Source organism: Mesorhizobium carmichaelinearum, from assembly GCF_900199455.1.
Taxonomy (GTDB): domain Bacteria; phylum Pseudomonadota; class Alphaproteobacteria; order Rhizobiales; family Rhizobiaceae; genus Mesorhizobium; species Mesorhizobium carmichaelinearum.
In genome coordinates, this window is record NZ_FZQR01000001.1 from 1 (window position 1) to 22,829 (window position 22,829).

The 22,829-nt window shown below is 61.8% G+C and carries 21 protein-coding genes; 7 read left to right on the forward strand and 14 right to left on the reverse strand.

Annotated elements, in window-relative coordinates; translation table 11 throughout:
* Both CKW40_RS00005 and CKW40_RS00010 read right to left on the reverse strand, forming a co-directional pair.
* Positions 1–295 (reverse strand): hypothetical protein (locus CKW40_RS00005; protein ID WP_179297774.1); only part of this gene is annotated, 295 nt, incomplete at its 3' end.
* The gene (locus tag CKW40_RS00010) at positions 292–2,841 is read right to left on the reverse strand and encodes a caspase family protein (protein ID WP_095197924.1); all 2,550 of its coding nucleotides are present in this window, start codon (positions 2,839–2,841) and stop codon (positions 292–294) included. The genes CKW40_RS00005 and CKW40_RS00010, both read right to left, overlap by 4 nt.
* Positions 2,842–3,241: 400 nt before the next feature.
* On the opposite strand from CKW40_RS00010, the gene CKW40_RS00015 reads away from it, so the two are divergent.
* Together CKW40_RS00015 and CKW40_RS00020 are read left to right on the forward strand one after the other, a co-directional pair.
* Positions 3,242–3,715, forward strand: coding sequence for a hypothetical protein (locus tag CKW40_RS00015; RefSeq protein ID WP_095197925.1), 474 nt, complete (start codon positions 3,242–3,244; stop codon positions 3,713–3,715).
* Positions 3,716–3,800: 85 nt separating this feature from the next.
* On the forward strand, positions 3,801–5,879 hold the full coding sequence (locus CKW40_RS00020; RefSeq protein WP_095197926.1) for a sigma-54-dependent Fis family transcriptional regulator: 2,079 nt from the start codon (positions 3,801–3,803) through the stop codon (positions 5,877–5,879).
* 24 nt (positions 5,880–5,903) lie between these two features.
* Here CKW40_RS00020 and CKW40_RS00025 read toward each other — a convergent pair whose 3' ends face one another.
* Complete coding sequence (locus CKW40_RS00025) at positions 5,904–6,950, reverse strand: Kelch repeat-containing protein (protein WP_095197927.1); 1,047 nt, start codon at positions 6,948–6,950, stop codon at positions 5,904–5,906.
* A 165-nt stretch (positions 6,951–7,115) separates the two neighbouring features.
* On the opposite strand from CKW40_RS00025, the gene CKW40_RS00030 reads away from it, so the two are divergent.
* Positions 7,116–8,060 carry a LysR substrate-binding domain-containing protein gene (locus tag CKW40_RS00030; RefSeq protein ID WP_095197928.1) on the forward strand — a complete coding sequence of 315 codons (945 nt, stop codon included), beginning with the start codon at positions 7,116–7,118 and terminating at the stop codon, positions 8,058–8,060.
* A 52-nt stretch (positions 8,061–8,112) separates the two neighbouring features.
* Here the strand turns inward: CKW40_RS00030 and CKW40_RS00035 are convergent, their stop codons facing one another.
* The 11 genes from CKW40_RS00035 to CKW40_RS00085 form a co-directional block, all read right to left on the reverse strand.
* Positions 8,113–8,880: a hypothetical protein gene (locus CKW40_RS00035; RefSeq protein WP_095197929.1), complete on the reverse strand. Its 768-nt coding sequence runs from the start codon at positions 8,878–8,880 to the stop codon at positions 8,113–8,115.
* Positions 8,881–8,937: 57 nt separating this feature from the next.
* Positions 8,938–9,417 (reverse strand): GlcG/HbpS family heme-binding protein, encoded by a 480-nt coding sequence (locus CKW40_RS00040; protein ID WP_095197930.1) that lies wholly within the window; start codon positions 9,415–9,417, stop codon positions 8,938–8,940.
* A gap of 373 nt (positions 9,418–9,790) precedes the next feature.
* Complete coding sequence (locus CKW40_RS00045) at positions 9,791–10,288, reverse strand: DUF1097 domain-containing protein (protein WP_095197931.1); 498 nt, start codon at positions 10,286–10,288, stop codon at positions 9,791–9,793.
* Between the two features lie 128 nt (positions 10,289–10,416).
* Positions 10,417–11,460 carry an NAD(P)-dependent alcohol dehydrogenase gene (locus CKW40_RS00050; protein WP_095197932.1) on the reverse strand — a complete coding sequence of 348 codons (1,044 nt, stop codon included), beginning with the start codon at positions 11,458–11,460 and terminating at the stop codon, positions 10,417–10,419.
* 38 nt (positions 11,461–11,498) lie between these two features.
* Complete coding sequence (locus tag CKW40_RS00055; protein ID WP_095197933.1) at positions 11,499–13,130, reverse strand: molecular chaperone GroEL; 1,632 nt, start codon at positions 13,128–13,130, stop codon at positions 11,499–11,501.
* A 77-nt stretch (positions 13,131–13,207) separates the two neighbouring features.
* A complete protein-coding gene (locus CKW40_RS00060; protein WP_095197934.1) occupies positions 13,208–14,005 on the reverse strand; it encodes an iron-sulfur cluster assembly protein in 798 nt (265 codons plus the stop codon).
* 5 nt (positions 14,006–14,010) lie between these two features.
* Positions 14,011–15,033, reverse strand: coding sequence for an amidohydrolase family protein (locus CKW40_RS00065; protein ID WP_095197935.1), 1,023 nt, complete (start codon positions 15,031–15,033; stop codon positions 14,011–14,013).
* Positions 15,034–15,106: 73 nt separating this feature from the next.
* A complete protein-coding gene (locus CKW40_RS00070) occupies positions 15,107–15,478 on the reverse strand; it encodes an MmoB/DmpM family protein (RefSeq protein WP_095197936.1) in 372 nt (123 codons plus the stop codon).
* Positions 15,479–15,495: 17 nt separating this feature from the next.
* Positions 15,496–16,554, reverse strand: a complete 1,059-nt coding sequence (locus CKW40_RS00075; RefSeq protein ID WP_095197937.1) for an aromatic/alkene monooxygenase hydroxylase subunit beta — start codon at positions 16,552–16,554, stop codon at positions 15,496–15,498.
* Positions 16,555–16,601: 47 nt separating this feature from the next.
* Positions 16,602–17,663, reverse strand: a complete 1,062-nt coding sequence (locus tag CKW40_RS00080; protein WP_095197938.1) for an NADH:ubiquinone reductase (Na(+)-transporting) subunit F — start codon at positions 17,661–17,663, stop codon at positions 16,602–16,604.
* Between the two features lie 53 nt (positions 17,664–17,716).
* Entirely contained in the window at positions 17,717–19,390 is a 1,674-nt protein-coding gene (locus CKW40_RS00085; protein WP_198421130.1) for an aromatic/alkene/methane monooxygenase hydroxylase/oxygenase subunit alpha, read from the reverse strand.
* A gap of 552 nt (positions 19,391–19,942) precedes the next feature.
* On the opposite strand from CKW40_RS00085, the gene CKW40_RS00090 reads away from it, so the two are divergent.
* The 4 genes from CKW40_RS00090 to CKW40_RS43600 are packed head-to-tail and all read left to right on the forward strand — an operon-like array spanning position 19,943 to position 22,082.
* Positions 19,943–20,416, forward strand: a complete 474-nt coding sequence (locus CKW40_RS00090; protein ID WP_095198454.1) for a hypothetical protein — start codon at positions 19,943–19,945, stop codon at positions 20,414–20,416.
* Entirely contained in the window at positions 20,413–20,736 is a 324-nt protein-coding gene (locus CKW40_RS00095; protein ID WP_095197939.1) for a hypothetical protein, read from the forward strand. The genes CKW40_RS00090 and CKW40_RS00095 overlap by 4 nt, the downstream gene beginning before the upstream one ends.
* A gap of 13 nt (positions 20,737–20,749) precedes the next feature.
* Complete coding sequence (locus tag CKW40_RS00100) at positions 20,750–21,877, forward strand: WD40 repeat domain-containing protein (RefSeq protein ID WP_095197940.1); 1,128 nt, start codon at positions 20,750–20,752, stop codon at positions 21,875–21,877.
* Positions 21,878–21,908: 31 nt separating this feature from the next.
* Entirely contained in the window at positions 21,909–22,082 is a 174-nt protein-coding gene (locus CKW40_RS43600; protein WP_179297775.1) for a hypothetical protein, read from the forward strand.
* Positions 22,083–22,829 lie beyond the last annotated feature (747 nt).

Sequence of the window (22,829 nt, forward strand, 5' to 3'; positions counted from 1 at the left end):
GAAGATCGGTCAGCAGAAGAAGGTCACCGCCACCGCCCAAAGGTGGAACGACGACAGGTGTGGTTTCCTCAACCGGCACAATCACCTTCTTGGCGGTGACCTTCTTCTGCTGACCGATCTTCGGCGTCGACGTCGTGCGAACGAGCTTCGGCTTGTGCTTCGTCGTCGTCAGCACCGGCTCGGGCTTGGGTGCGACGGACATGCAGCCCGTTAGCCCCGCCAGGGCACCGGATAGAATCGTTGCAATCAATGCCTGTTTCACTGCCCTGCCCACCATCGCCTCCTTGTGGATCAAAACAAGTCCCGACGCGGATTGGCTTGCTCCCAGACCGCCCTGGCCGTCTTGACCAGTTGGTCGTCCAGCGAGCCGTTCGCCGCGATCTTGGACTTGAGTTCGCCGCGCAATTGCTTGAGCGCCGCCGTTTTCGCCTTCGCGCCGAATTTTGCCAGGCTCGTCGGGGCGCCCGGCAATTCGTTGCGAAGATCGAGCGCGACCGCGAAGGCCAGATAACGCACCGCGATCGCCTGGTCGGCCTTGTCGCCCTTCTGCATTTCGAGAGCCGCGCGGTCATACGCGCCGGACTGATCGCCGCGTGCCGTGGCCAGCTCGAACAGTCTTTGCGCCTCATCGAGGTTCTGCCCTACGCCGACACCATCGCGGTACATGCGGGCGAGGCTGGCCGGGGCATAGGGCTGGCCGAGATCCATGGCCTTCTGGAAAAGCCCCTGCGCCTGGCTGGGATCCTTCTCGACGCCCACGCCAGCCAGGTAGTTGCGGCCGAGCAGGTTCATCGAATACATGTCCTGCCGCTCCACGCCGGCTTTCAGAAAGGCCACGGCGCGGGCCGGATCGGCGGGCACGCCATTGCGGCCTTCGGTGAAGATCGCGGCAAGATCGTTCATCGCGTAGGTATGACCCATGGCGGCCGCCTTGAGCAGCAGATCCAGCCCCTTGCCGGTGTCGCGCTCGACGCCATAGCCATTGAACAAGGCACGCCCCCATGACGTCATCCCGTAAGGATCGCCCTTGTCCGACGCCGCCGCGTAGAAGCTATTGGCCTGCTTGCGGTCGATGGGCATTCCCGTTCCCGTCGCGTTGAAGTAGCCAAGCTCGAACACGGCGCGGACGTGGCCTTTGTCGGCGGCCGCCTGGATGGCTTTCTTGGCTTCCTCGACCTTGCCGGCCGCAAGCAGCGCCCGGCCCAGTTCGTAGCGGAAGCGGGCGACATCGGGATAGGCTTTCACCGCCGCCTCGCAGGCCTTGACCGCCTCGGCGCCGATTTCATTCGGCAGCAAGCCAGGGACGACGCCTTGCAGGTCGAGAGGCTCGCCGGCGGCCTGGTCACAGGGATCGACGCTTGGCGACAGCTTCATGGTGGCGGGCTTGGATGAGCTGCTGTCGGCGCGGATCTCGAAGCCGACCTCGACCGGCGCGGCCGCACCGATCTGGGGTTCGTAGCGCAGCTGGTCGACCTCATCGGCCATCAGGCTCGACTCCGGCGACAGGGCACGATCCGGCAGGGACAGGGTTCCGGTTGCCGGATAGCTCGCGAGTTTCAGGCTGACCGCGGGATCGTTTGTCGGGAAATCCAGCTTCAGCGGAACAGGACCGACACCGACCGGAACGCTGATCTGGCGGTTTTCGATCGCCTCGGCGGCGCCGGTGATATGGATGCCCCGCTCCAGCACCTGCTGCTTCTGCTCGGTCTCGAGCGAGGCGACAATCTGTTCGCCCTCGGCGCCCTGGCCGTTCTTGACACGGAACACCATGATGCCCTGGGATTGGCCACCCCAATTGTCATGCGTGGCGTAGGCCAGCATGTCCACCTCCTCGGGTGTACCGACGCCCTTGGGCACATCCATCTTCAGGCGCGGCAGGTCCCGGCCCTCGATCGGTTCGCCGACCGCGACAGCCTTGCCATCCAGCAGCAGACGCCCAAGCGCTGGCGGCCTTTCGATACTGACGGTGATCGATCCGCCATCGACATCGACCGGTTCCGGCAGGTCCAGGGCAACAGGTCCGACACCCGACGGGACGACCTTCTCCAGAACCGGCGGCAGCGATGGCCGGCTGGCGCGGCGCATCAGCACGACTTCGTCGATGAGCGAGGAGTTTTCCCAGGGGACCTGCTTGCCGTCGGTCGCCTCGACCACATCGCGGCGCACAGCGGCCATCACCGAGCGTATCTCCTGGTTCGGCGCCAGCGCCCGACGCGAGAATGCGGATGAGAACGGGCTGAGGTCTCCCGCGCCATCATAGGCGACCGCCCCCGGCTCGGTGGCAAAGGCAATCAGCGTGTTCAGCGAGCTTTTGACCTGCGCAAGACCGGTGTTGCCCGCCGTGATCAGCTGATCCCGCAGCCAATAGTCCTTGCGCGGAAACGGATTGTTGCGACAGGCATCGAGGATGATCACCTGGATCTTCGATTTGGCGCGCAATTGCTGCAGGACGTCGTCCAGCTTGACCGCCTGGACCTCTATGTCGGCCGCATTCTTCAGCGAGGCATCCACGGGGATCAGGAAATTCTCGCCGCCGATCTGAAAGCCATGGCCGGAATAATAGACGACGGAAAGATCGGCGCCGTCCGCCGCCGCGAGGTAGTTGCGGAACTGCTCTTCGAACTGCAGCTTCGTCAGATCCTTGGCAACGAACACTTCGAAGCCAGCCAGCCGGAATGTCTTGGATACGTCCTCGGCATCCTTGTCGGGGTTCTTGAGAGCGGGGATTTCCCGGTACTCGGAATTGCCGATCACCAGGGCGACCCTTCGATCGGCCGACGCATCGAAGCTCGTCAGGACCGCTACAAGGAAGACCGCGATCAATCCGCAAAGTCGGAGCATGGCAACTGCCTCAACCGCCGCGACCTGACGACCACAAGCTCCCCAGATTGCGGCATCAAGGTCTGTTGAAGAACTCACAATCCGCCGCGACAGCACCCGGAAAAACACCGAAAAACCGTCGCGACAGCAGGCACCTTCCTCATCCGGATGTGTAAACTACCTCAGAGCCGAACCGTCCGCAATGAGTGTCGAACCGCCCCGGCGTCCGGCTCCGAAGCACAATTTTTTGAACAGAAGGGTGCGGCAGGCAACCTCGTGTAGCAGCCCCCTGCTACCAACGACGTGAATTTCGGCGCTACCTATTGTGAATGGCGCATCTGGCGATGGCAGTGTAGGGTTCGCTGCAAATAAGAGCGACCGTACCCACGGCACCGCCAAGCCAACGAATCTGGGAGGATTCATGGTCGAGATCATCTCCAAGCGGGACGGCCCGCGGCGTGAGGATGTTCAGGTCAAACGACTGATCGAACAGAACCGCTCGACCATCACTCGCATTGCCGACCAGATCAGCGGCGGCGGCTATTCGGCTTCGAAGAAGCCGCGCCAGCAGCCCAAGGCGGAAGGGCTGATCATCCACGTCGGCGGCAGCGCTGCAACCGCCACCGAAGCGAGCCCATCCATCCGCGTCACCATGAACGGCCGTGTGATCTCCAAGGATCAGAACACCGGCCGCCAGCTTCATCATATCGGCGACGTCCGCAATCGGGATGGAGAGCAGGTCTTCGTGCTGGCAACGAAACAGAATGGTTTTTTCTCGCCGGTCGACGAACCCATCGCCGATGCGCTCGCCGGGCTGGACGGGTCCCGGCTGACCGCGACCTATACCGAGGAGCAACTGGCAGCCGATATCGGCGCGAAACTCGGCATCGACTGACGGCAGATTGCTGGGCGTCGCTGCGCACGTCCAATCCGCGACAGCATACAGAAATGGCATACCTCAAAGGTACTGTGATGACTGAATGAGACACGCGAGCGGCCCCAATCCGATGAAAACCGATGCTCTTTCGACGCATGCGTCGATGACCACCGGACAGCTGGTTCTAGACAGGATCGATTATGATGAGCGCGCCACCATGCGGGCGTGGGAGAGTTTTCTTTCCGACGAGCCGACATCGGCTCGCGATCCGGTCCATGTCCGCTCGCTGATCCATGATTCCTGGTATCGCAGCGCCACCGGCGGCATCAACGCGCAAGGCATCGAAGCACCGCTGAGCAGCGATCGCGACGAGATCGAATATCTGACCCGGGCCAATGCGGAACTGCTCTCGGCGGCGCGCCGGTCGTTCGCGTCGCTTGGCCAGTTGCTGGACGGGACAGGCGCGATGCTGGTGCTGGCAGACAGCGACGGCGTCTTGATCGACGCGATCGGCGACAAGAAGACGCTGCATGACGGCATGGACATCCACCTCGCCATCGGCGGCAAATGGAACGAGGGCGCTGTCGGGACCAACGGCATCGGCACGGCGCTGTGGACTGGTGAGCCGACTTTCGTCCATGCGGCCGAGCATTTCTGCGCCGGTATCAAATCCTGGACCTGCGCCGGCGCGCCGATCCGCGATCCGCTGGATGGCAAGATCATCGGTGTGGTCGACCTGTCGGGCTATTCACCGATCTTCCGGCCGCACAACACCGCACTTGTCGCCGCCACCGCCAGGCAGATCGAAAAGGCGCTGGCCGAGCAGCAGCAGGAGCAGCGTACGCGTCTGCTGGAAGCCTTCATTTCCTCGGCGCCCAGCTACCGCCGGAAAGACGGACTGGTGATCGTCGATCATCGCGGCCGTGCCATCTTCTGCAACAACGTGCCCAATGGCGACACGACGGAGATGATGGACGGCCCGATGGAACCCGGGCGTGGCCGCTGGCTGATGAACCTGCCGGCCTCCGGCTCGGACACCGATCTCGCCAACGCGCTGCCGCCGCATCTGCGCTCCTGCCATGTCACACCGCTGAAGCTCGATGGCGACCTTCGCGGCGCGGCCCTGGTGTTCCCTTCGGTGCCGGCCGTCTCCAGCACGACGGTGATCCGTCGGGAGGAGAACAAACACCTGCGGGCCGCCGCGGCGATGATCGTCGGCGAAAGCGAGAAATTGCTGGCCGCCGTCGATATTGCTTCCCGGGTGGCCGGGTCGAACGGGGTCACCTCGTTGCTGATAGAAGGCGAAACCGGTGTCGGAAAAGAGCTGTTCGCGCGGCTTGTCCATGCCGGCAGCCGGCGCAGCGAAAACGACCCGTTCATCGCCATGAACTGTGGCGCGATCACCAAGGAATTGTTCGGCAGCGAATTGTTCGGTCACGTCGCCGGCGCCTTTACCGGCGCTTCGCGCGACGGCAAGCCGGGCATCTTCGAACTCGCCAATGGCGGCGTGCTCAGCCTCGATGAAATCGGCGAGTTGCCGCTCGAAATCCAGCCCTTCCTGTTGCGTGTGCTGGAAGAGCGCGTGGTGCATCGCATCGGCGACTCCAGGGGTCGGTCGGTGGACGTGCGGCTGGTCGCCTCGACCAATCGCAACCTCAGGCAGGAGGTCGCGGCCGGACGCTTCCGCAGCGATCTCTACTACCGCATCGGGGCGGTCTCGATTCATGTCCCGGCGCTGCGCGATCGCGGCGACGACGTGCTGTTGCTGATTGATCATTTCAACCGGCAGATCGCGAAGCTGGCGGGCAATGACCCGCTCGAGTTTTCAAACGAGGCACTCGACGCGCTGCTGGCCTATCGCTGGCCGGGCAATGTGCGCGAGTTGAAGAACCTGGTCGAACGCCTGCACATATTGGCGCGCGGCGGGACGGTCGAACTCCAGGATCTTCCCGGAGAAATCAGTGCGGGCAATCGTAACAGCATCGCCACGCACGACGGCCATCCCGCAACCATGCTCGAAGCACCGGTATGCTCGTTCGAGGATGCGGAACGCCAGGCGATCAAGAATGCGCTTGCCGTGGAGGGCGGCAATCTCAGCAAGGTTGCGCTGAGGCTCGGCATTTCGCGGCCGACGCTCTATCGCAAGCTCGGCCAATACGGCATCCGGCGCGGCTTCCTCTAGTCCTCACATCGGCATTGGATTGAACTATTTGGGTACGGTGTAGAACTCGTGGGTGTTCATCTGAGCATTGATCCCCGGCATGCCGTCGGATTGGAAGGAGCCGCCGGCGACATGGAACTCGCTGCCAATGAAGCCGGCTACGAAGCCGTGGCGGGCAATCTGCATATGCGGTAGCGTCTGCCAGGTGTCGGTTGCGGGATCGTAAGCCTCAAGGGCCCAGAATGTGCGCTTGCCCGCCGCGTCCTGGTACTCGCCACCCGTCACATAGATCTTCCCACCATAGACACCGCCAGACACCCCACCCCGCGGTGTGGGGGAACGGCCCTTGTAGGTCCAGGAATCGGATTTGGGATCGTATTCCTCGACCAGATCGGTGACGTCGCTCTTGGTCACGAAGGGCAGACCAATTCGACCGTCAATCGCATAAATCTTTCCACCTTCAGCAGCGGCGAGAAAGTGATTGCGACCGGTCTGCATGGGGGCCCGGCGTGTCCAAGTGTTGGATGCGGGGTCGTAGACCTCAACAGTCCTGCCGACGATGTTGGGAACTTCGGCCCAAAGGGGCTCCTTCATGTCGCGGCCATGCTCATGGGCATGCGCGCCGCCGACGACATAGATTTTTCCGTCGAGTACCACAGCCGCTGCCGCTCCGCGGGCAGTTGGCATAGGTGGAAGCCTGGACCAGCTGTCGGTCTTCGGGTCGTAGACAAAAGCATCAGCGGTCGGTTGCCATTCCTTGGTGCCCGGCTCTCCGACGAAACCACCGAACACGTAGACTTTACCGTCGTAAGCCACAGTTGCTGTATGATGAGCCGGCTCAGGCATTGCCGCTCTCTGCGACCAGGTTTTCGTATTTTCGTCATACATGACAACCGTGCCTACAGGCATGACCTCTGGCACGTCGATGCCGCCAATGACGAACCATTGATTGGCCACCACAGCGCTGGAATTCTCGCTCTGAGGCTCTGGCATCGGCGTCCCCATCCGCCACGTGCCCTCCTGGGCGAACGCTGGCGCGAGATTAAGTGCCAGACTGATCATCGCAGCGGAAACCAGCCATTTCGTCTTCATCGGAAGCTCCTCGGTTGCGGTTAGGCGCCGACCTGGAATTGCCTGAGCGCCTTCGCCTCGCAACGGGAGGTAACTGACCGTATGAACAATGAGAATTATCGAATATGGAATGGACCCTTTGGACTCGCCAAACAATGCGACGGCAGGGCCTAGCGAGGAAGACAAATGCACAAGCCCGAATTGCGGGAGCTCATCGCCTTCGCGGAGGCAGCTCGGCACTTGAACTTTACCCGGGCCGCCGCCGCACTGGGGGTGTCGCTACCCAGCTTCAGCCAAACGCTGAGGGGTCTGGAAGAGAAGCTCGGCGTGAGACTGCTCACTCGAACCACCCGTAGCGTGTCGTTGACCGCGGCGGGCGAAGAGCTTCTTACCAACATAGGCCCGATATTGAGCGGACTGGACAGTGTCCTCGACGGATTGAACAAGTTCCGTAGCGCTACGGGCGGAAAACTGAGAATTCTGGGTTCACGGACGGCAACAACCGTCCTGATAGCCCCTCTTATCGGCCGCTTCCTTGCAAAGCATCCCGAAATTGAGCTCGAAATCCTCGTCGATGATCTTCACCTCGATCTGGTGGAACACCGCATCGACGCTGGCATTCAGGTCGGGGAACGCATCGAGAAGGATATGATTGCCGTTCGGATCGCCGAACCCTTCAACGAAGTTCTTTTTGCTGCGAAGGACTACCTGGTGGCTCATGGTGAGCCAAGCGAGCCCAGCGCACTGGCGGATCACTGGTGCGTTCGCCTTCGTTCCCCGTGGGATGGCACAATCCAACCCTGGACCTTGCACAAAGGGGCTGAGAAGGCCGAACACGCCACCGGCATGCACGTCGTGGCCAACGATCTTCGTGCGGTCGCCGGTGCAATTGCCGGAGGCGCCGGAATTGGCCTGGTGCCAACCGTTCTTCTGCAGGATGAGCTGCGGTCGGGGCGCGTCGTGACCGTCCTCGATGGGTGGGGTTCCCAAATCTCCGGGATCTACTTGTACTATCCCAGCCGCCGGCAGATTCCTGCAGCCCTTGCTGCCTTCATAACATTCATGAAGCAGAACAGACCCGTGCCGATATCTGCCTGCAACGAGACGGCCACGGGCGCGGTGGAACCCTAGGGGGCAGCGACAGCTTTTTGGGTCGCCGCTGCCCCTCCAAGGAAAGCAGAACTCAGGACTGCGGAACAAAGATCTCCCGGGAGTAGACAGGCAACGATACGACCGAGACAAGGCTCTCGCTGCCGTCGAAGATCGCGGTCAACTTTCCACCTTCGGCCTTCAAGGACAGGCTGCGGATATGGTTTGCGTCGCCGGACCTCACGACGTCAGCGGCTTCATTGTAGCGATAGATGCGCGAGAATTCTGGCTTGAGCTGCGAGTAGACGTGACTGTCGCCCTTCTCCAGGGTCACCGGGCCACGTTCGAATTCCGTTTGCAGTGAAACCTTCTCACCGCCACCTTCGAAGTTCCAGGTCTCGCTCACCGTCGTCGGGCCCGAGCTGTAATGAACCTCACGATTGACGTCGTCGTTGGCCGTTTCGGCAATGCCGTAAGGACCGGCTCCACCGCGCGAAAGGCCATCGAACAACATCAGCACGCTCTCGCTGCTTCCGGTCTTGTGAACAGGGATGCCGAACAGCACGTAGCGGTACGGAGCCCCGACGGTACCCTTGGGATCCACCGCATAAAGCTGGTCCACAAATTCAACCTGGAGATTGGCGCCGGCGGCAGGTGCTGTCGTAAACGGGCTGAACTCCCAGCCCGCTGGCAGGAACTTGGAGAGCGCGGCGGTCGAAGCCTTGTAGTAGAGAATCGTGCGGACATCGGAATTGCTTCCGCTGTAAAGCTCGGCGGCGTTTGCCAGAGAAGGCAATGCAAGCGCAACGGCGAACGCGGCGGCCATGGCAAGACGGTTGCCTGGCGATTTGTGTTTCATCATTTCAATGGTTCCTTTGGGGTACGTCGGTTCCGTCGGGAGCCGTCGCTGAAAAGAGGATCAGAAGCCGGCAAGGCCGGCCTTGGCGCACTGCTCGTCCTGCGCGCCCGTGCCGCCACTGGCCGAGATCGCACCGATGATCTTGCCGTCCTTCATGACCGGAATGCCGCCAGGCGCCGCGATGACGTGATCCATGTTCAGCATGAACGGACCCATCTTGGCGGTGACATCGAAGAAGTCGCGTGTCGGACGCTTGTAGAGGGCTGCCGAAGCTGCCTTGTCCAAGGCGATCTGGGCGCTCGCCAGCTCGGTGTTATCAGCCTTTTCGTAATAGACCAGGGCGCCGTGCGTATCGACGACGGCGATGGCCATGAGCCACTTGTTGGCTGCGCACTCCTTTACAGCGCCGGCCGCAACCTGCTTGGCCTCCGACAGAGTGATGTCGGGACCATAAACATCAGCATCACTGGCAAAAACGGAGGTGGTAACCGAAAGAAACCCAATGGCTGCGGCGGTGGCGGCCCATTGTGATATAGACATGTTTGAAACCTTTCATTGGTCATGCGACCTTGTTTCGTCGAGACGAAGCGAAGGTCGCTGCCGCCTCACGAGAAAACCAAACGGGCGCTCATCAATCCTTGGCGGATTTGAGAGTGAATGCCGTTGGTCACTGGACAGGGATATGCCTGCCTGTCCCGCGAATGAATGATGAATTCCGAAATGGCGTATTTGGGGATGTGAAAGAATGGGCGAGATGACAGTTGGTGATCACTGAAAATCCCGCATCTTTGCGACTCCGCGAACCAAGCCCAGCTCCTTTCACCTACGCAACAAAAAAACCCGCGGCATTCGCGCCGCGGGTTGGGGAAATTCGTCGACCGAAATTGCCCTCGGGTAGCGGTCACGGAGATGGTCAGGTCTTTACGACCGCACCGGTCACTTTCTCCGAGACGTAGCCGAGGGTGTTACCGATGATCAGCGAAATCACCACGGCGGCCGCGACCTTGACGATGCCGCCGGCGCCATCGCCATAGGCGGCGGCACCAAGCAGAAAAAGCGCGGCGGTCGTTGCGTAGCCATAGACCGCCGACGGAATGGCACTCAGCAAGGGCAGCTTGGCGGCGAGGATCAGGACGACGATTGAAATACCGACGCAAATGCCGGCCATGATCGCCGTAACGCCAATGGACGTCAGCGCTATCAGTGCGCCGGCCGCGCAAATCGCACCCCAAAAGTTGGCAACCGTCGAGTTCTTGAGCCCGGCTTCCTTGCCGCCACAGTGATAGAAGCTCCCCCAGCCGACGAATACTGCCCAGATCAGCAGGTAGGGGCTGCCGACCGTGATCGCCGCCCATGTTGCAATGCCACCCATAATGCCGATGACGACGGCCAGCCCTGTAACAAGATCCATGTTGTCCTCCCGTTTTTGCGCGAAGCAAGGAACTCGCCCAGGGATCGCGCTTCGCTGACGTCCCGATACGCAAAGGCTATCGCCATGACGCGGCACGCCCGTTCGTGCAGCGTTTGGTCCAGAGGCTTTCAGGGCACGATGACGCCGCGGCCGGTGAAACGGCGGTTCTTGAAATCGTCGAGCGCGGTGTTGATGCTGGCGAGATTATATTCGGTGTAGTGCATCTTCACCTTGCCGTCGGCGTTGAGCTCCATCAGTTCGACAAGCTCGGTGAAATTGCCGACCAGGCTGCCGCCGATGTTGATCTCCTCGATGACGAGATGCGCGGTCGGCACGTTGATGTTGCCGCCATAGCCGACGACGAACAATTGCCCGCCCTTGCGCACCATCTTCCAGCAGATGTTCTCGACACCGAGCTCGCCGACGAAGTCGATCACCACATGGGCGCCGCCGCCGGTGATCTGGCTGACCTCCTCGACGACATTCGGGCCGCCATCAAGGACGAAATCGGCGCCCAGATCCTTGGCCAGCACGCGCGCCGCCGGCTCGCGGTCGACGGCGATGATCCGGCAACCCGAAATCGCATGCAGCGATTGCAGCGCGATGTGGCCGAGCCCGCCTATGCCGAGCAACACGCAATAGCTGCCGGGTCGCAGCAGTTTGGCCGCGCGCTTGGCGGCGCGGTAGGCGGTGATGCCAGCATCGGCCAGCGGCGCCACCTCGATCGGCGTGATGTTGGCGTTAAGCTTGATCAGCGAGCGCTCGCTGGTGATGAAATATTCGGCGAAGCCGCCATTCATACCAAGGCCGGGAAACTGGCCGCTGTCGCAATACATGTCCTCGCCATGGCGGCAGTTGAGGCAGATGCCACATGAGCGGAACGGATGGCAGATCACCGCGTCGCCGCGTTTGACCGACCTGACACCGCTGCCGACCTCCTCGACCCAGCCGGCATTTTCGTGCCCCATGATGTAGGGCAACAGCGTGCCTTCGGGATCCATGGTCGGCTTCCATACGCCTTCGATGATGTGCAGGTCGGTGCGGCAGAGGCCGGCAGCTCCGACCCGCACGATCACCTCGTCGGGCGCGGTGATCGTCGGCGCCTTGACCTCCTCGATCTTGAGCTGGACGTTCATCTTCGGATCGTATTCGTAGAGTCTGGCAGCTTTCATCGTCGTGTCCTTTCAACGTCGAGATTGTCTGGATTGCTTCAGGCGCGGCCGAGTTTTTCGGAGCCGCCGCCACGCGCCGGCCCGGCCGTCGGATCCTCATCCTCGGCGAGATCGCCAATCAGCGTTTCGGTGGTCAGGATCAGCGTCGCCACGGACGCCGCGTTGGCAAGCGCGGTGTAGGTGACGCGGACGGGGTCGATGATCCCTGCCTCGAACATGTTCTGATACGCGCCGGTCGATGCGTTGTAGCCGTAGCCGCCATTGATGCGAGTGACCTCGACCACCACGGCTTCCGGATCGGCGCCGGCATTGGCGGCGATGCGCCACAGCGGCCGCGACAGAACCGACCGCACCAGGCGCACGCCCTCGGCGACATCGCCATCGACGCCGGCCGCCACCTTGTCGAGCAGCGGCGCGATCTGGGCAAGCGCCGAGCCGCCGCCGGCGACGACGCCCTCTTCGGAGGCGGCGCGCACCGCATTCAAGGAATCCTCGATCAGCTGGATGGTCCGCTTCTGCTCGACCGGCGTGACGCCGCCGGCATAGAGGATCGCGGTGCCGCCGGAGAGCTTGGCCAGGCGTTCGCGCAGCTTGTCTTGGTCGATGTTGGGCTGCGACGCCTCATACTGCCGCTGCACCTGGGCACGGCGCGACGCGATTGCCGCATGGTCGCCGCCGCCGCGGATGATCGAGGTGTAGGACGAGCTGGTCTTCACCCGGTCGGCCGTGCCGAGATCGTCTGCCGTGATATCCTCGAGCCGGCCGCCGAGATCGCGGGCGATCACCTTGCCGCCTGTGATGATGGCCAGATCCTCCATCATCGCCTTGCGCCAATGGCCATATTCCGGCGGATGGACGACAAGGTACTTTCCCGGTCCCTGCTTGCCGAGCAGCGTCACCACCACTTCCGGCGACATCTCCTCGGACACGATCAGCAGCGGCCGGCCATCCTCGTCGGCGATGCGGCGAACCGCATCGAGCTGTCCGGGCTCCTTGATCTTGAGATCGGTCATCAGGATGTAGGGCCGTTCGAGAATAGCCTCCATCTTCTCCTGGTCGGTCACCATGTGATGCGAGAGATAGCCGCGTTCGAAGGACATGCCTTCGACGACATCGAGCGTTGTCTCGGTGGTGACGCTGAAATCTGTGGTGATGACGCCTTCGATCCCGACGCGCTGATGGGCTTCCGCCACGAGCGCGCCAAGCTTGCTGTTGGTCGCCGCGATGTTGGCGACCGACGCCAGGATGCCGTTGCCTTTGGCCGGCTTGGCCGAAGCCTTGAGTGCCGCCACCACCGCCGCCACGGCAAGGTCGATGCCCTTGCACAGATCGACGGATTTCACGCCCCGTTCATTCGCTTCGACGCCGCCCTGGATCAGTGCGTTGGCGAGCACGATGGCCGTCGTGGTGCCGTCGCCGGCGATCTCGTTCGTCTGCATCGACACTTCGCGGACGACCTGCGCGCCCATGTTTTCGAAACGGTCGTGCAGTTCAATCTCGGAAGCGATGCTGACACCGTCGCGGGTCACCATCGGCGTGCCGATCGGCCGGTCGATCATGGCGTTCATGCCTTTGGGGCCGAGCGTCGGCTCGACGGCGGCGGCGAGCCGGAAGACACCGCGGGCGAGCGCGCGGCGGGCCTCGGAATTGTGAAGCATTATCTTGGGCATGATTCCTCCTTCCGCCTTACGGGCGGGTTGTTGGTTAGGGGCCTCGTGCAAGGGAGGCCGTTGCTGTCGGCTCTGCTTCAGGCGGTCGGCGCGCTTCGCGCCGGCACGCGATCCATGATGAAATCGACCAGCGTCGGTTCGCCGTCGACCACATCCAGTTCCTTGTATCGGGTCTGCTTGAGTCCCCGGCACAGCGCGCCGTTGAACTCCATGTTGATGCGCACACCGCGCAGTTCGGCGAGATGGGCACTGAGCGCGCCAGGCGGGATGCGCTGGCCTTCCCAGGTCACGAAGACGGGATCATCCGCCCGCTGGTCGGGAAACCGCTCGAGCAGCGCCGCCCGGTATCGCGGCTGCTGCTTGGCCGCCTCGCCCTGCTCGAACCGGGCGACGTCGTAGGCCGGCAGGTCCATGCCAAGGATTTCGCGATCGGTCAGACCTTGCGCCTTGAGGCCGCGCAAGACCGCTTCCTGGCGCCGCTTGAAGGCCTTCATCGCAAAGGTTTCGCGCAAGCCGCCGAGATCCTGGTCCTCGGCAAGCACGGCGAAGATGTCGCCGAACGCCTTGCCTTCCGACATGCCGCGATTGACCTCGTCGGCGAACATGTGGTCGTGCAGCTTGACGCGATAGGCCGGCGCCCAGGAGAGCTGGTCGAGCGCCTTGCGCACACCATCCAGCATCAGGAACGCGAAGTTGGGCGAGCACCAGTAGGTCGGCAGGCGGAAGTCTATCTCCACGCTGCCATCACCCGTCACCTCGCCCCGCTCGACAAAGCCCATCTCCGTGATGGGTTCGTCGAGTTCCGGGTCGTTGACCTCACCAAGGCGCCGCCAGAGTTCCTTCTGGCAGTCGCCGGAAACATTGGCGGTTGCCATGGCTCCTACTCCGCCGCGATGCTGAAGGGCGAGCTGGCCAGCGCCTTCTTCTTGGCTTCGATATCGATGTTGTAGAGGCGCGCCGCGTTGAGGCCGAGAATCTTCTCCTTGATCTCGTCGGTCAGCTGCACGCCGCGTTCGGCGGCGATGTCCTGCGGAATCTGGTAGGCCCAGAACTTCTCGACCAGCCAGCGCGGCGTCCAGATCGCGTAGTCGGAACCGAACAGGATCTTCTCCGGCCCGAGCCAGAACAAAAGTTCGGCGATGACCTCGCCGAAATAGCGTGGGCGCGCATGGATGAAGGGCAGCGCCACGGCCAGGCCGCCATAGACATTGGTTTCCTGCGTCGCGATCCAGCAGAAATCGTCGAGACGCGGTAGGCCGCAATGCTCGACGATCCAGTTGAGGTTTTGGAAATCCGTCGCCGCGTGGTCGACATCATGCACGTCGAAGGCATCCTTCGAGAGCGGGATGATCGTCGGGCCTTTGTGGACGTGGATGTTCTTGATGCCGAGCTTGTCGCAGAGTTCGAAGCATTTGTAGGCATCGGGATCGGTGAGCTTCCAACCCTTGGAGGCGCCGTTCCACTCGGCCGTGTACATCTTCACGCCCTTAACGTTGTAGGTCTCCTTAAGGAAGTGGATGTATTCAAGCGCCTTTTCGCCATCGCGCGGATCGAAGGCGCCATTGACGATGAAGCGCTCGGGATAGCGCTTGGCCACCTCGGCGTTGCGCTCGATCGTGTTGAAGCCGGTCTTGTAGAAATCCTTGAGGTAGGTCGACTGGACGATCGCCACATCGTCGGGGCCGTCGATGAACAGGTCGCGATAGAGATCGTCGGCGCTGTATTTCTCGAACTTGCTCTTCTCCCACAGCTGTTCCTTGGGACTCAAGCCGGTGTGGTAGGCATAGAAGCACTCGATGAACTGCTTGCCGTGGATGTTCTTCTGGTTTTCCGGGCTGCCGTCCCAGAAATGGGTGTGGCCGTCGACCACGAAAATGTCCTTGCCTTCCGGTGTTCTGTACATGGTTGCCTCCGCAGCAATCGCGTTGATCGGTTGGGCGCGCCGCACCCGGCGGCGCGCCGGTTTTTTGGGGCGGCTATTCGATGTACTCGAACATCTCGTCCATGTTGCCGAACAGGATCACGGTGTTGTCGTCGACGCGGACCATGCGGCCGTAGTGGGTGGAGGTGTTGACCTCGAAGGTCTCGGCCGAAATCTCGCGACCGAGATACTCGCCGATCGCATCCATCTTGAAGATCAGCTTGCCGTCGCCGTCGATGCGGATCAGCGCCGGCTGGTAGGTGATGGTCACTCCGGGGTTCTGGCCCATGAATTCGGCGATGGCTCGAGCCTCGACCGAGTCGTTCATGGTGACGCCGCACTGATGCGAGATCGTTTGTTCGAAGGTGATGTCCTTCATCGCCTTGAAGATGTTGGAATGCGTTGCGTCGCGTGCTGCTAGTGACATGACGATTTCTCCCTGTTTCAGCGCTTGAGGCCGAGTTCGCCGAGGATCTGGCCAATCCGTTCCTCGGATTTGGCGCGGACATCGACGAAAGCGACGGGCTTGGAATGCGGCATCGACCAGATCGGCTGCAGGCCGGTGCCTGCCTTGTCGGCGAGCGCGCCGTGCTTCTTGACCCAGCCCTGGAAGAGCTTCTTGTTCGCCGCGCCATGCTTCTCGTCGTTGGCGAGCATGTGGATGAGGTCGATCGTGTTGGCGAGGTTGCGCTCGTAGTCGGCCTCGGCCGCCGAAATCACCGCCGGCGTGATGAAGTCGTGGTTGGCGGCGGCGATCTGCATCAGGAAGCCGGAGCGGAACACCTCACCGACCAGCGGCTCGAAGACGATGTTGATGGCGAAATACTGCTCGAGATAATCGGTCGCGCCCATGATGGTCTCGACCGCTTCGCGCGTGCCTTGCCAGTTCTTGTCCTCGAGCCAGGCTTTCTTGCCGAGTTCGTCGTCCCAGCCGGGCAGGTCCATGCCGATCTCGGCAAGGTAGAGCGTGATGTCCTGGGCAAGCCGGAGCTTGTAGGACGAGTTGGTCAGCGTCGCGTTGTTGATCATCTGGGTGTAGCCGTAGCGCTGCGCCTGCATCAGCGAGGTGCCGAGCCCGAATTCGGCATGCTTCCAGGCGCCGAGCTGGGTCTGCAGGATCTTCACCCAGGCCTTGTCGAAGGTTTTCGGCGCGCCCGATTTGCGGGCATTGTTGATGACGCTCTGCACCATCGTCTCGATCTTCGACTGGCGCTGATAGTGCGTGCGCTCCCATTCCTGGTCGGGCGCGCGGAAGGCATGCCAGTTGGAGCTCTGGGCGGCGGTGTTCTGCTTGACATAGGCGCCCTTGCCGTCGGCGAAGGAGATGATCCAGTCCTGGATCAGATAGCGTTCCGGATCGGGCTGAACGTCGACCGTCATGTCCTCATAGTGGGTGGCACGCTGGCCTTTCGGCTCGAAATACCGGTATTTCCGGCTGTCGGAGTCGGCGAAGATCGCAGCACCGGCGGCTCCGGATCCGACTGAACTCGAGGTTGCAGGCATAGTCTCTCTCCCTTGTTGCGATTGTGGTTGGCTTGGCATGGCCGCCCTCAATGGGCCGGCGTTGCACCCGCCGATGTGGTGAACTTGTCGAAGAAGATCCGCTCGGTTTCGAAGCCGTTCATGAACAGCACCGGCTGCAGCGCATCGATCATCGGCGGCGGGCCACAGGCATGGACATCGCCCTGCCCGTCGACCGCCAGTTGCTTGAGCTTGGCGTCGACACTCTGGTGCACGAAGCCACGCTCGCCTTGCCATTCGGCGTCGTCATTGGCGTGCGACAGCACGGGAATGAAGGTGACGTCGGAATGATTGCCGACCAGCTCGGCGATCCTGTCGAGGTAGAACAGGTCGTTGCGGGTGCGGGCACCGTAGAAGAAATAGACCGGACGCTTCTCGCCGCTCTTGAGGTGATCGTTGAGGATCGACCAGATCGGCGACATGCCCGAGCCGGCGCCGACCAGGATCAGAGGTCCTTGCCGTTCGTCGCGGCGGAAGCAGGTTCCGTAAGGTCCGACGACGGTGACTTCGGCTCCGGCCCTGATGCCTCCGGAATCGAGTTCTCCCGAGAACTTTCCCTCAGGGTATTTTTTGATGATGAAGGAGAGTTTTTGGGTTTGGTCCGGCGTATTTGCCATGGAGAACGAGCGCGTAATCGTCTCCCCTTTTTGCGTGGTAACCGTGATGTCGACATATTGCCCCGCCCAGAACTTCATTGGGGAGCCGAGTTCGATCTCAATGCCGCGAATGTCGTGGGTCAGCTGCTCGATGTGAGCAATCCGGCCCTTGTACGTTTTCACGGCGATCGCCTTCGCCAGAATCTCCTCGTCGTAGTTGAGAAGCTCGACTTCCAGGTCGGAGTAGGCGATGCAGCGGCACAACAGCACGTGCCCGCTTTCCTTCTCCATGTCGTTCAGTGCGAAGGTCGAGTACTTCAGCATGTCGACTTCGCCTTCGAGCAACACGCTTTTGCAAGCCGAGCATTGCCCTTCCTTGCAGCCGTGCGGCAGGGCGATGCCCTGGCGGAATGCGGCGTTGAGCACCGTTTCGCCATTCTCGACCTCGAATTCGACGCCGACCGGGCTGAGCCTGACCGTGTGGGTTTCCGACATACGGACCTCCAGTGAAAGGAAGGGGGCGGGACGAACCCGCCCCCTTGGCCTGATCAGTTGCAGGGATTGATGGTGAAGCCGGCCCGGTATTCCGCCAGGTGCTTCTCACGATCGGCGGGCGACATGGCGCGCAGCGCGTTGAGCGGTGATCCGAGCGTGTTGCCGCGCACATCGTCGAGCGTCCACATCTCCTTGTCGTCGAAGCGCAGATGCGGCTGCGGAACCAGCGTCTTGCCGTCGGAGCGGACGAAGTTCAGGTCCTTGATGGCATCGGCCAGATCCCAGCCGTCATAGAGCGTCTCCCATTCGCGTTTGCCGCTGAAGCGGCCCATGGCGGGCGTCGGACGGCCCTGATACTCGTCGGCGAAGGCGACCGTTGCGGTCCAGCGGTCGAGCTCGTGGGCGAAGGTGTAGAGTTCGCCGTTGATCTCGCCGACCACCATGTCCTCGCGGATCAGGCAGGGAACCAGGCACGACCAGCAGCGGTGCGGATAGACGTAGCCGACGTCGCTGTTGAACAGCAGCACCTTCTCGCCCTTATGGCTGAGCTTGGCGTACCATTTCCAGAACTCGCCGAACTCGGCGTACCAGCCCGGATACTTGTGTTCGAACCATTCGAAGTCCTTGTCGGTCTGGGCTTCGATGCGCCAGAAATTGACCGGCCAGCCGACCGCGAAGAACTGGCCGACCTTGTGGACATAGTTCTTCTTGGTGATGCGTTCCCAGGCTGCCTGGACGTCGTCATGATGGACCTTGATGCCGTATTTCTCGAGCGGCAGCATGTAGGTGCGGTAGTAGTCCTCATAGATCCAGCGGTGCCACATTTCCGCGTAGGACTCCTTGTTCTTGTCGCGGTTGGTGGTGCCGTATTCGATGAAGGTGCCGATGGCCGCATCGACGATGGCGTGGTTTTGCCAGAAGGCGTAACGCAGGTCGCGCTCGAGCAGGAGATGGTTCTCCGGCTCCTTGAGCGCCGCCATCAGCAGCGAGTGGCCGTTGCCGATATGCCGGCTCTCATCCGACTGCACCGACAGGAAGACGGTCGGCAGCGCATAGTCACCGTTGCGGGCGGCTTCCGAAGGCATGGCAACGAACAGCGTGTTGGTAAAGGCGGTCTCGGCGACCACGGTCAGGTACATGCAGGCGGCGGTCATCGTGTCGCCGGTGATGAAGCCTTCGGCGAACTGGCGGCCGATGGTGGTGGCGTAGCATTTTCCGAAGGCTTCCTCGGTGATGTCGAAGCCGGCCGGATCGATGTAGTTCTCCATGTACCATTTCTTCAGATTCATCTGGATCGTCGAGTGACGGAACTCGTCGATCATCTGCATGGTGAAGCCGGTTCTGAGTTCCTCGCCGGGCGCGATGCGGGCGACCATCGCCATCGAGCGGGCGGCCGAGATTTCCGGGAACGGAATGATGGCCAGGAAGAGTTTCATCCACTCGACCCAGCGCGGTTCGACATTGCGGAACATGTCGCCACGCAAGGCCGCATCGAGCGCGCCATAGACGCGGTTGTCCTTCTCTTCCTGCATGGGGAAGTAGGACCGCAGGACCTGCTTCATCGGGTCGCGCGGCGTCTTGTTGATCTTGTAGTCGGTCGGAAACGTCATCGCTTCCTGGACGTAGGAAGGATTCCAGCCGAGATCGGCAATCTTCTTGGTCGCCTCGCCGACGGAAATTCCGCGCTGCGAGGTAATCTTGTTGAGCGTCAGAGACGTCATGGTCATAAGCCTCCACCAGGTTTGAGCCGCAGGTCCCTTGACCCCGGCATGAAGCGGCAAAGCACCGCCAGTGAGAGTGCGAGCGGCATGACAAAGCGTTGCGCGTCGAGGCGCGACCCAAGGTCCGGCCGTTCAAGTGGATCGGGGCAAAGGTTTCGAGGCGTCTGGCAGGGAGCCGCGGCGCCAACCGCATTGCGATGGGCGTGTCGAAGCGGTCCTGCTTCCTCCGTTCCTTCGTTCTTTTGGCACCGCGTCAAGCGCGATGGGCTTCTTGTGAAAATGAACAAAGCAAGCGCCGTGCCAGTTTTGAAATGGCGCCCGTGGCCGGTTCTGAAAACAAGATCGTAGCTCTTTCGGCGCGCGACCCGACATCCAACTGTAACGTTCTTTTACAGATGTAACTTACGGCTGTAATATTTAACGTGTATTCGCACTTGCAATATATTTAGTTAGCATTTGCAGCAAATATCAAAACTCATATTATCTATTTAACTCTTGGTCTTTCCGGACTATTTGAAGGCGACGACCCATCGACGGGCTTCGCGCTGGAGAAAGACCATGCCGAACGACAAGGACAGCCGAGGATCACCCGAGCCAATGTCCAGCCATGCCGACGGCGTCACCGGCGATCTGGTCAAGCTGATGCCGCGCGATCTGGTTTTCGTCATGCGCTTCATGGGCGAGAGCCAGCACCGCCTGCAGAGCCATTTCCAGGACTTCATCCGGGCCGAGCTTGCCGCCGGCGGCGTCACCACGGAGACGCATCCGATGATCCATCTGTTCATCGAAAGCCATGCGATCCTGCTGCGCGACTTCGTATTCTCCGGCGTTTCGCTGACGCGGCAGTTCCGCGTCGAGGAGATCGAGCGGCTGACCGGAGACACGACATCGATGATCCGCGTCGACATCTGGGACCAGCTGAAGAGCCACATCGAGACGGCCGAAAAACAGTTCCAGTCGCAGGCCGGCACGTTGCCCAAATTGCTGTCCGCTTTCGAAAAACCGCAGGGTTCTTCGGGGAGCGAAAAATGACCAAAGGATACAAAACGACCCGGCGTGACGCGCTGCTCGCTCGCCGGCTCGAACTTGTCGCAACCGTTTCCGCCCTCACCGCGGAGGCACTGCGCCTCAATCAGAAACGCGCCGGTATCGAGATGGAGGTGCTGCGCCTGGAGCTCGAAATCGGCAGAAGCGGCGCCAGCGCGCAACTGGTGCGGGACTTGCATGAGGCAGAAGAGAGCGCGGCGGCGACCATGCGGGCATGCACGGCTTGCGAGAATCGCATCGTCACGGCGGAAGGCGATGTCGAGGACGTCGATCGCCGGCTGGCCGCGACGGCGAACGAGGACTGATGGGAGAGACAGCATGAACCAGCAGACGATGCAGAACCTGACCTTGTTCGACCTTCTGGCCCGCAGCTGGCAACGGCCGGCGGCAATCGCCGATCTGCGCTTCAGCGCCGACGGTTCGGCTGTCGCTTTCACTTGCGTTGACGGGACCGTCGCCATTGCCGCAGTCGCGGATCAGGAGCCGCCGGAAGCGCGGATCAGGGTGAGCAACGATCTCGGCCAGACGACGATCCGCCCGAGAGAAAAGCCGCCAGTGCCCTTGATCGCCACGGCGGCATTCGCTGACGGCGATGTCCCGCTCGCCGTCCATGGCGATTCCGGCTTTCTGGTGGGTGCGGCCAGCGGCGAGGTGCTGCATCTGACAGCCGGCGGTGACGTCGCGGCCCCCCTGGTCAGGATCGACGGGCCGATCGTCGCCATCGACCACAGCGCGAGGGCCGGCAGGACAGCCGTCAGCAACGGGCGCGATGTCATCCTGTCGCACGGCCAAGGCGATGCCGTGCAACTGGAACGCGATGTGACATCGTCGACGGATGCCCTCGCCTTCTCGCCAGACGGGCGGCGACTTGCCTGCGGCCTTGATGAAGGGCTGTCGGTCTGGGCGGTCGAAGGCGACGCTGCCTTGATACGTGACATCCCTCTTTCCGCGCGCCCGGTGTCGGTCCGCTGGAGCAGAGACGGCAGCTGGCTGGCTTGCGGGCTCGAAGCCGGCGGCTTTGCCCTGGTCAGCCTCGCCGATGGCCGCGCTGACATCGTCGCGGGGTTTCCATCGCCGGTCCGCACCGTGTGCTGGAGCCAGCCGGCGCATGCGCTGTTTGCCTCGGGCGCTTTTCGGATCGCCGGCTGGTCGATGACCGCCCCGCCTGTTGACGGCCAAACTTCGGGCGCCTTGGAGACGGGCCGCGCCAGGCTGGTTCTGGTCGAGGCGGTGGCGGCGCACCCGGAGAAGAAGCTGATTGCCGCGGGTTACGCCAACGGCCGGATCACCATCGCCCAGATCGGCGCGCGGGACGAACTCCTCGTCAGGCCGCTGGGCAGCGCGGTCACAGCTCTCGCCTGGTCCGGCGACGGACGGCACCTGGCGATGGGGTCTGTCGATGGCACCGCCGCAATCGTCACTTTTCCCGCGCAAATGTTCAAATAGCGGACGCTGTCCGCTGATACAGGAGGATAAAATGCAGACCGAACTCACCCCCGAGGACAAGAGCAAGGACGAATTTTTCGAGCGGTTGGCCGAATTGTCGGAAGAAATGGTGGCCAAGCATGGCAAGGATTTCAGCATGGGCGCGCTGGTGCTCGCCGCCCGCTGGATCGCCGAAAACCGCGTCGGCAGGCTGAAGACCAACTAAGGCTTGTTGGTTCAGGTCAGGCCGAGCCGAAAATGGTGGCTTTCGAGAGCCGGAGCGGAGCTGATATTCGGGTCCGTGAGCACCGGAAGCGCAGAAACCCGCCATTTGCAGGCCGGCATCACCTGAATCTCAACACACCTTAGACCGCCGCAGGAGATATTTGAGGTTTCACCAACTATCGGGACCAATCGAGCGATTTTTTTCGGCTCGCGACATTGTGATGACGCGCTCAGGCCGTCTCGAAAAGTACCGTCAACGCCCCGGCCAAGGCGCCAGTCAGAGGCCATAGAGATCGACAGGCAGCGGGTGTTGCATACACTCCTGCCGCAGGCGATGTGTCGTGAGCGCTGGCATCCACTCGATTCCTGCCGAGTTTCCGGCTAGCTTGGGCGCTAGATGGCTCAGTTCCGGTGGGTGAATCATAGTCAGACCGACCGTCAAGAGATTGACGGGCAGCCCCTTTGGTCTCCCAGGACCGAGAGCAATCGCGCGCGAAGTGAGGTCTACAGCAATATGCGCCGTGCGACGCCCGGCGCCACTTTCAGTAACGAGGCGCTTTGTCGCGGCGGCTCGAATAGCCTGACCTTTGAAGTGATTAATAAGCTTGGACGACATTGTCGAACGTCGTATAGCGGTCGACGATCAGCTTGAACGCACTATCAGGAAGAGCGTCATCCTTGGACTGTTTGGTTGTACAACTTGAAATTGCGGCCTGATGTTTCAAAACAGGTCGGTAGGCCCGCGAGG

Excerpts from the sequence above, each read along its gene's own strand:
- CKW40_RS00010 (WP_095197924.1), bottom strand. The coding sequence starts at position 2,841 with ATGCTCCGACTTTGCGGATTGATCGCGGTCTTCCTTGTAGCGGTCCTG.
- CKW40_RS00015 (WP_095197925.1), top strand. The coding sequence starts at position 3,242 with ATGGTCGAGATCATCTCCAAGCGGGACGGCCCGCGGCGTGAGGATGTT.
- CKW40_RS00020 (WP_095197926.1), top strand. The coding sequence starts at position 3,801 with ATGAGACACGCGAGCGGCCCCAATCCGATGAAAACCGATGCTCTTTCG.
- CKW40_RS00025 (WP_095197927.1), bottom strand. The coding sequence starts at position 6,950 with ATGAAGACGAAATGGCTGGTTTCCGCTGCGATGATCAGTCTGGCACTT.
- CKW40_RS00030 (WP_095197928.1), top strand. The coding sequence starts at position 7,116 with ATGCACAAGCCCGAATTGCGGGAGCTCATCGCCTTCGCGGAGGCAGCT.
- CKW40_RS00035 (WP_095197929.1), bottom strand. The coding sequence starts at position 8,880 with ATGATGAAACACAAATCGCCAGGCAACCGTCTTGCCATGGCCGCCGCG.
- CKW40_RS00040 (WP_095197930.1), bottom strand. The coding sequence starts at position 9,417 with ATGTCTATATCACAATGGGCCGCCACCGCCGCAGCCATTGGGTTTCTT.
- CKW40_RS00045 (WP_095197931.1), bottom strand. The coding sequence starts at position 10,288 with ATGGATCTTGTTACAGGGCTGGCCGTCGTCATCGGCATTATGGGTGGC.
- CKW40_RS00050 (WP_095197932.1), bottom strand. The coding sequence starts at position 11,460 with ATGAAAGCTGCCAGACTCTACGAATACGATCCGAAGATGAACGTCCAG.
- CKW40_RS00055 (WP_095197933.1), bottom strand. The coding sequence starts at position 13,130 with ATGCCCAAGATAATGCTTCACAATTCCGAGGCCCGCCGCGCGCTCGCC.
- CKW40_RS00060 (WP_095197934.1), bottom strand. The coding sequence starts at position 14,005 with ATGGCAACCGCCAATGTTTCCGGCGACTGCCAGAAGGAACTCTGGCGG.
- CKW40_RS00065 (WP_095197935.1), bottom strand. The coding sequence starts at position 15,033 with ATGTACAGAACACCGGAAGGCAAGGACATTTTCGTGGTCGACGGCCAC.
- CKW40_RS00070 (WP_095197936.1), bottom strand. The coding sequence starts at position 15,478 with ATGTCACTAGCAGCACGCGACGCAACGCATTCCAACATCTTCAAGGCG.
- CKW40_RS00075 (WP_095197937.1), bottom strand. The coding sequence starts at position 16,554 with ATGCCTGCAACCTCGAGTTCAGTCGGATCCGGAGCCGCCGGTGCTGCG.
- CKW40_RS00080 (WP_095197938.1), bottom strand. The coding sequence starts at position 17,663 with ATGTCGGAAACCCACACGGTCAGGCTCAGCCCGGTCGGCGTCGAATTC.
- CKW40_RS00085 (WP_198421130.1), bottom strand. The coding sequence starts at position 19,390 with ATGACCATGACGTCTCTGACGCTCAACAAGATTACCTCGCAGCGCGGA.
- CKW40_RS00090 (WP_095198454.1), top strand. The coding sequence starts at position 19,943 with ATGCCGAACGACAAGGACAGCCGAGGATCACCCGAGCCAATGTCCAGC.
- CKW40_RS00095 (WP_095197939.1), top strand. The coding sequence starts at position 20,413 with ATGACCAAAGGATACAAAACGACCCGGCGTGACGCGCTGCTCGCTCGC.
- CKW40_RS00100 (WP_095197940.1), top strand. The coding sequence starts at position 20,750 with ATGAACCAGCAGACGATGCAGAACCTGACCTTGTTCGACCTTCTGGCC.
- CKW40_RS43600 (WP_179297775.1), top strand. The coding sequence starts at position 21,909 with ATGCAGACCGAACTCACCCCCGAGGACAAGAGCAAGGACGAATTTTTC.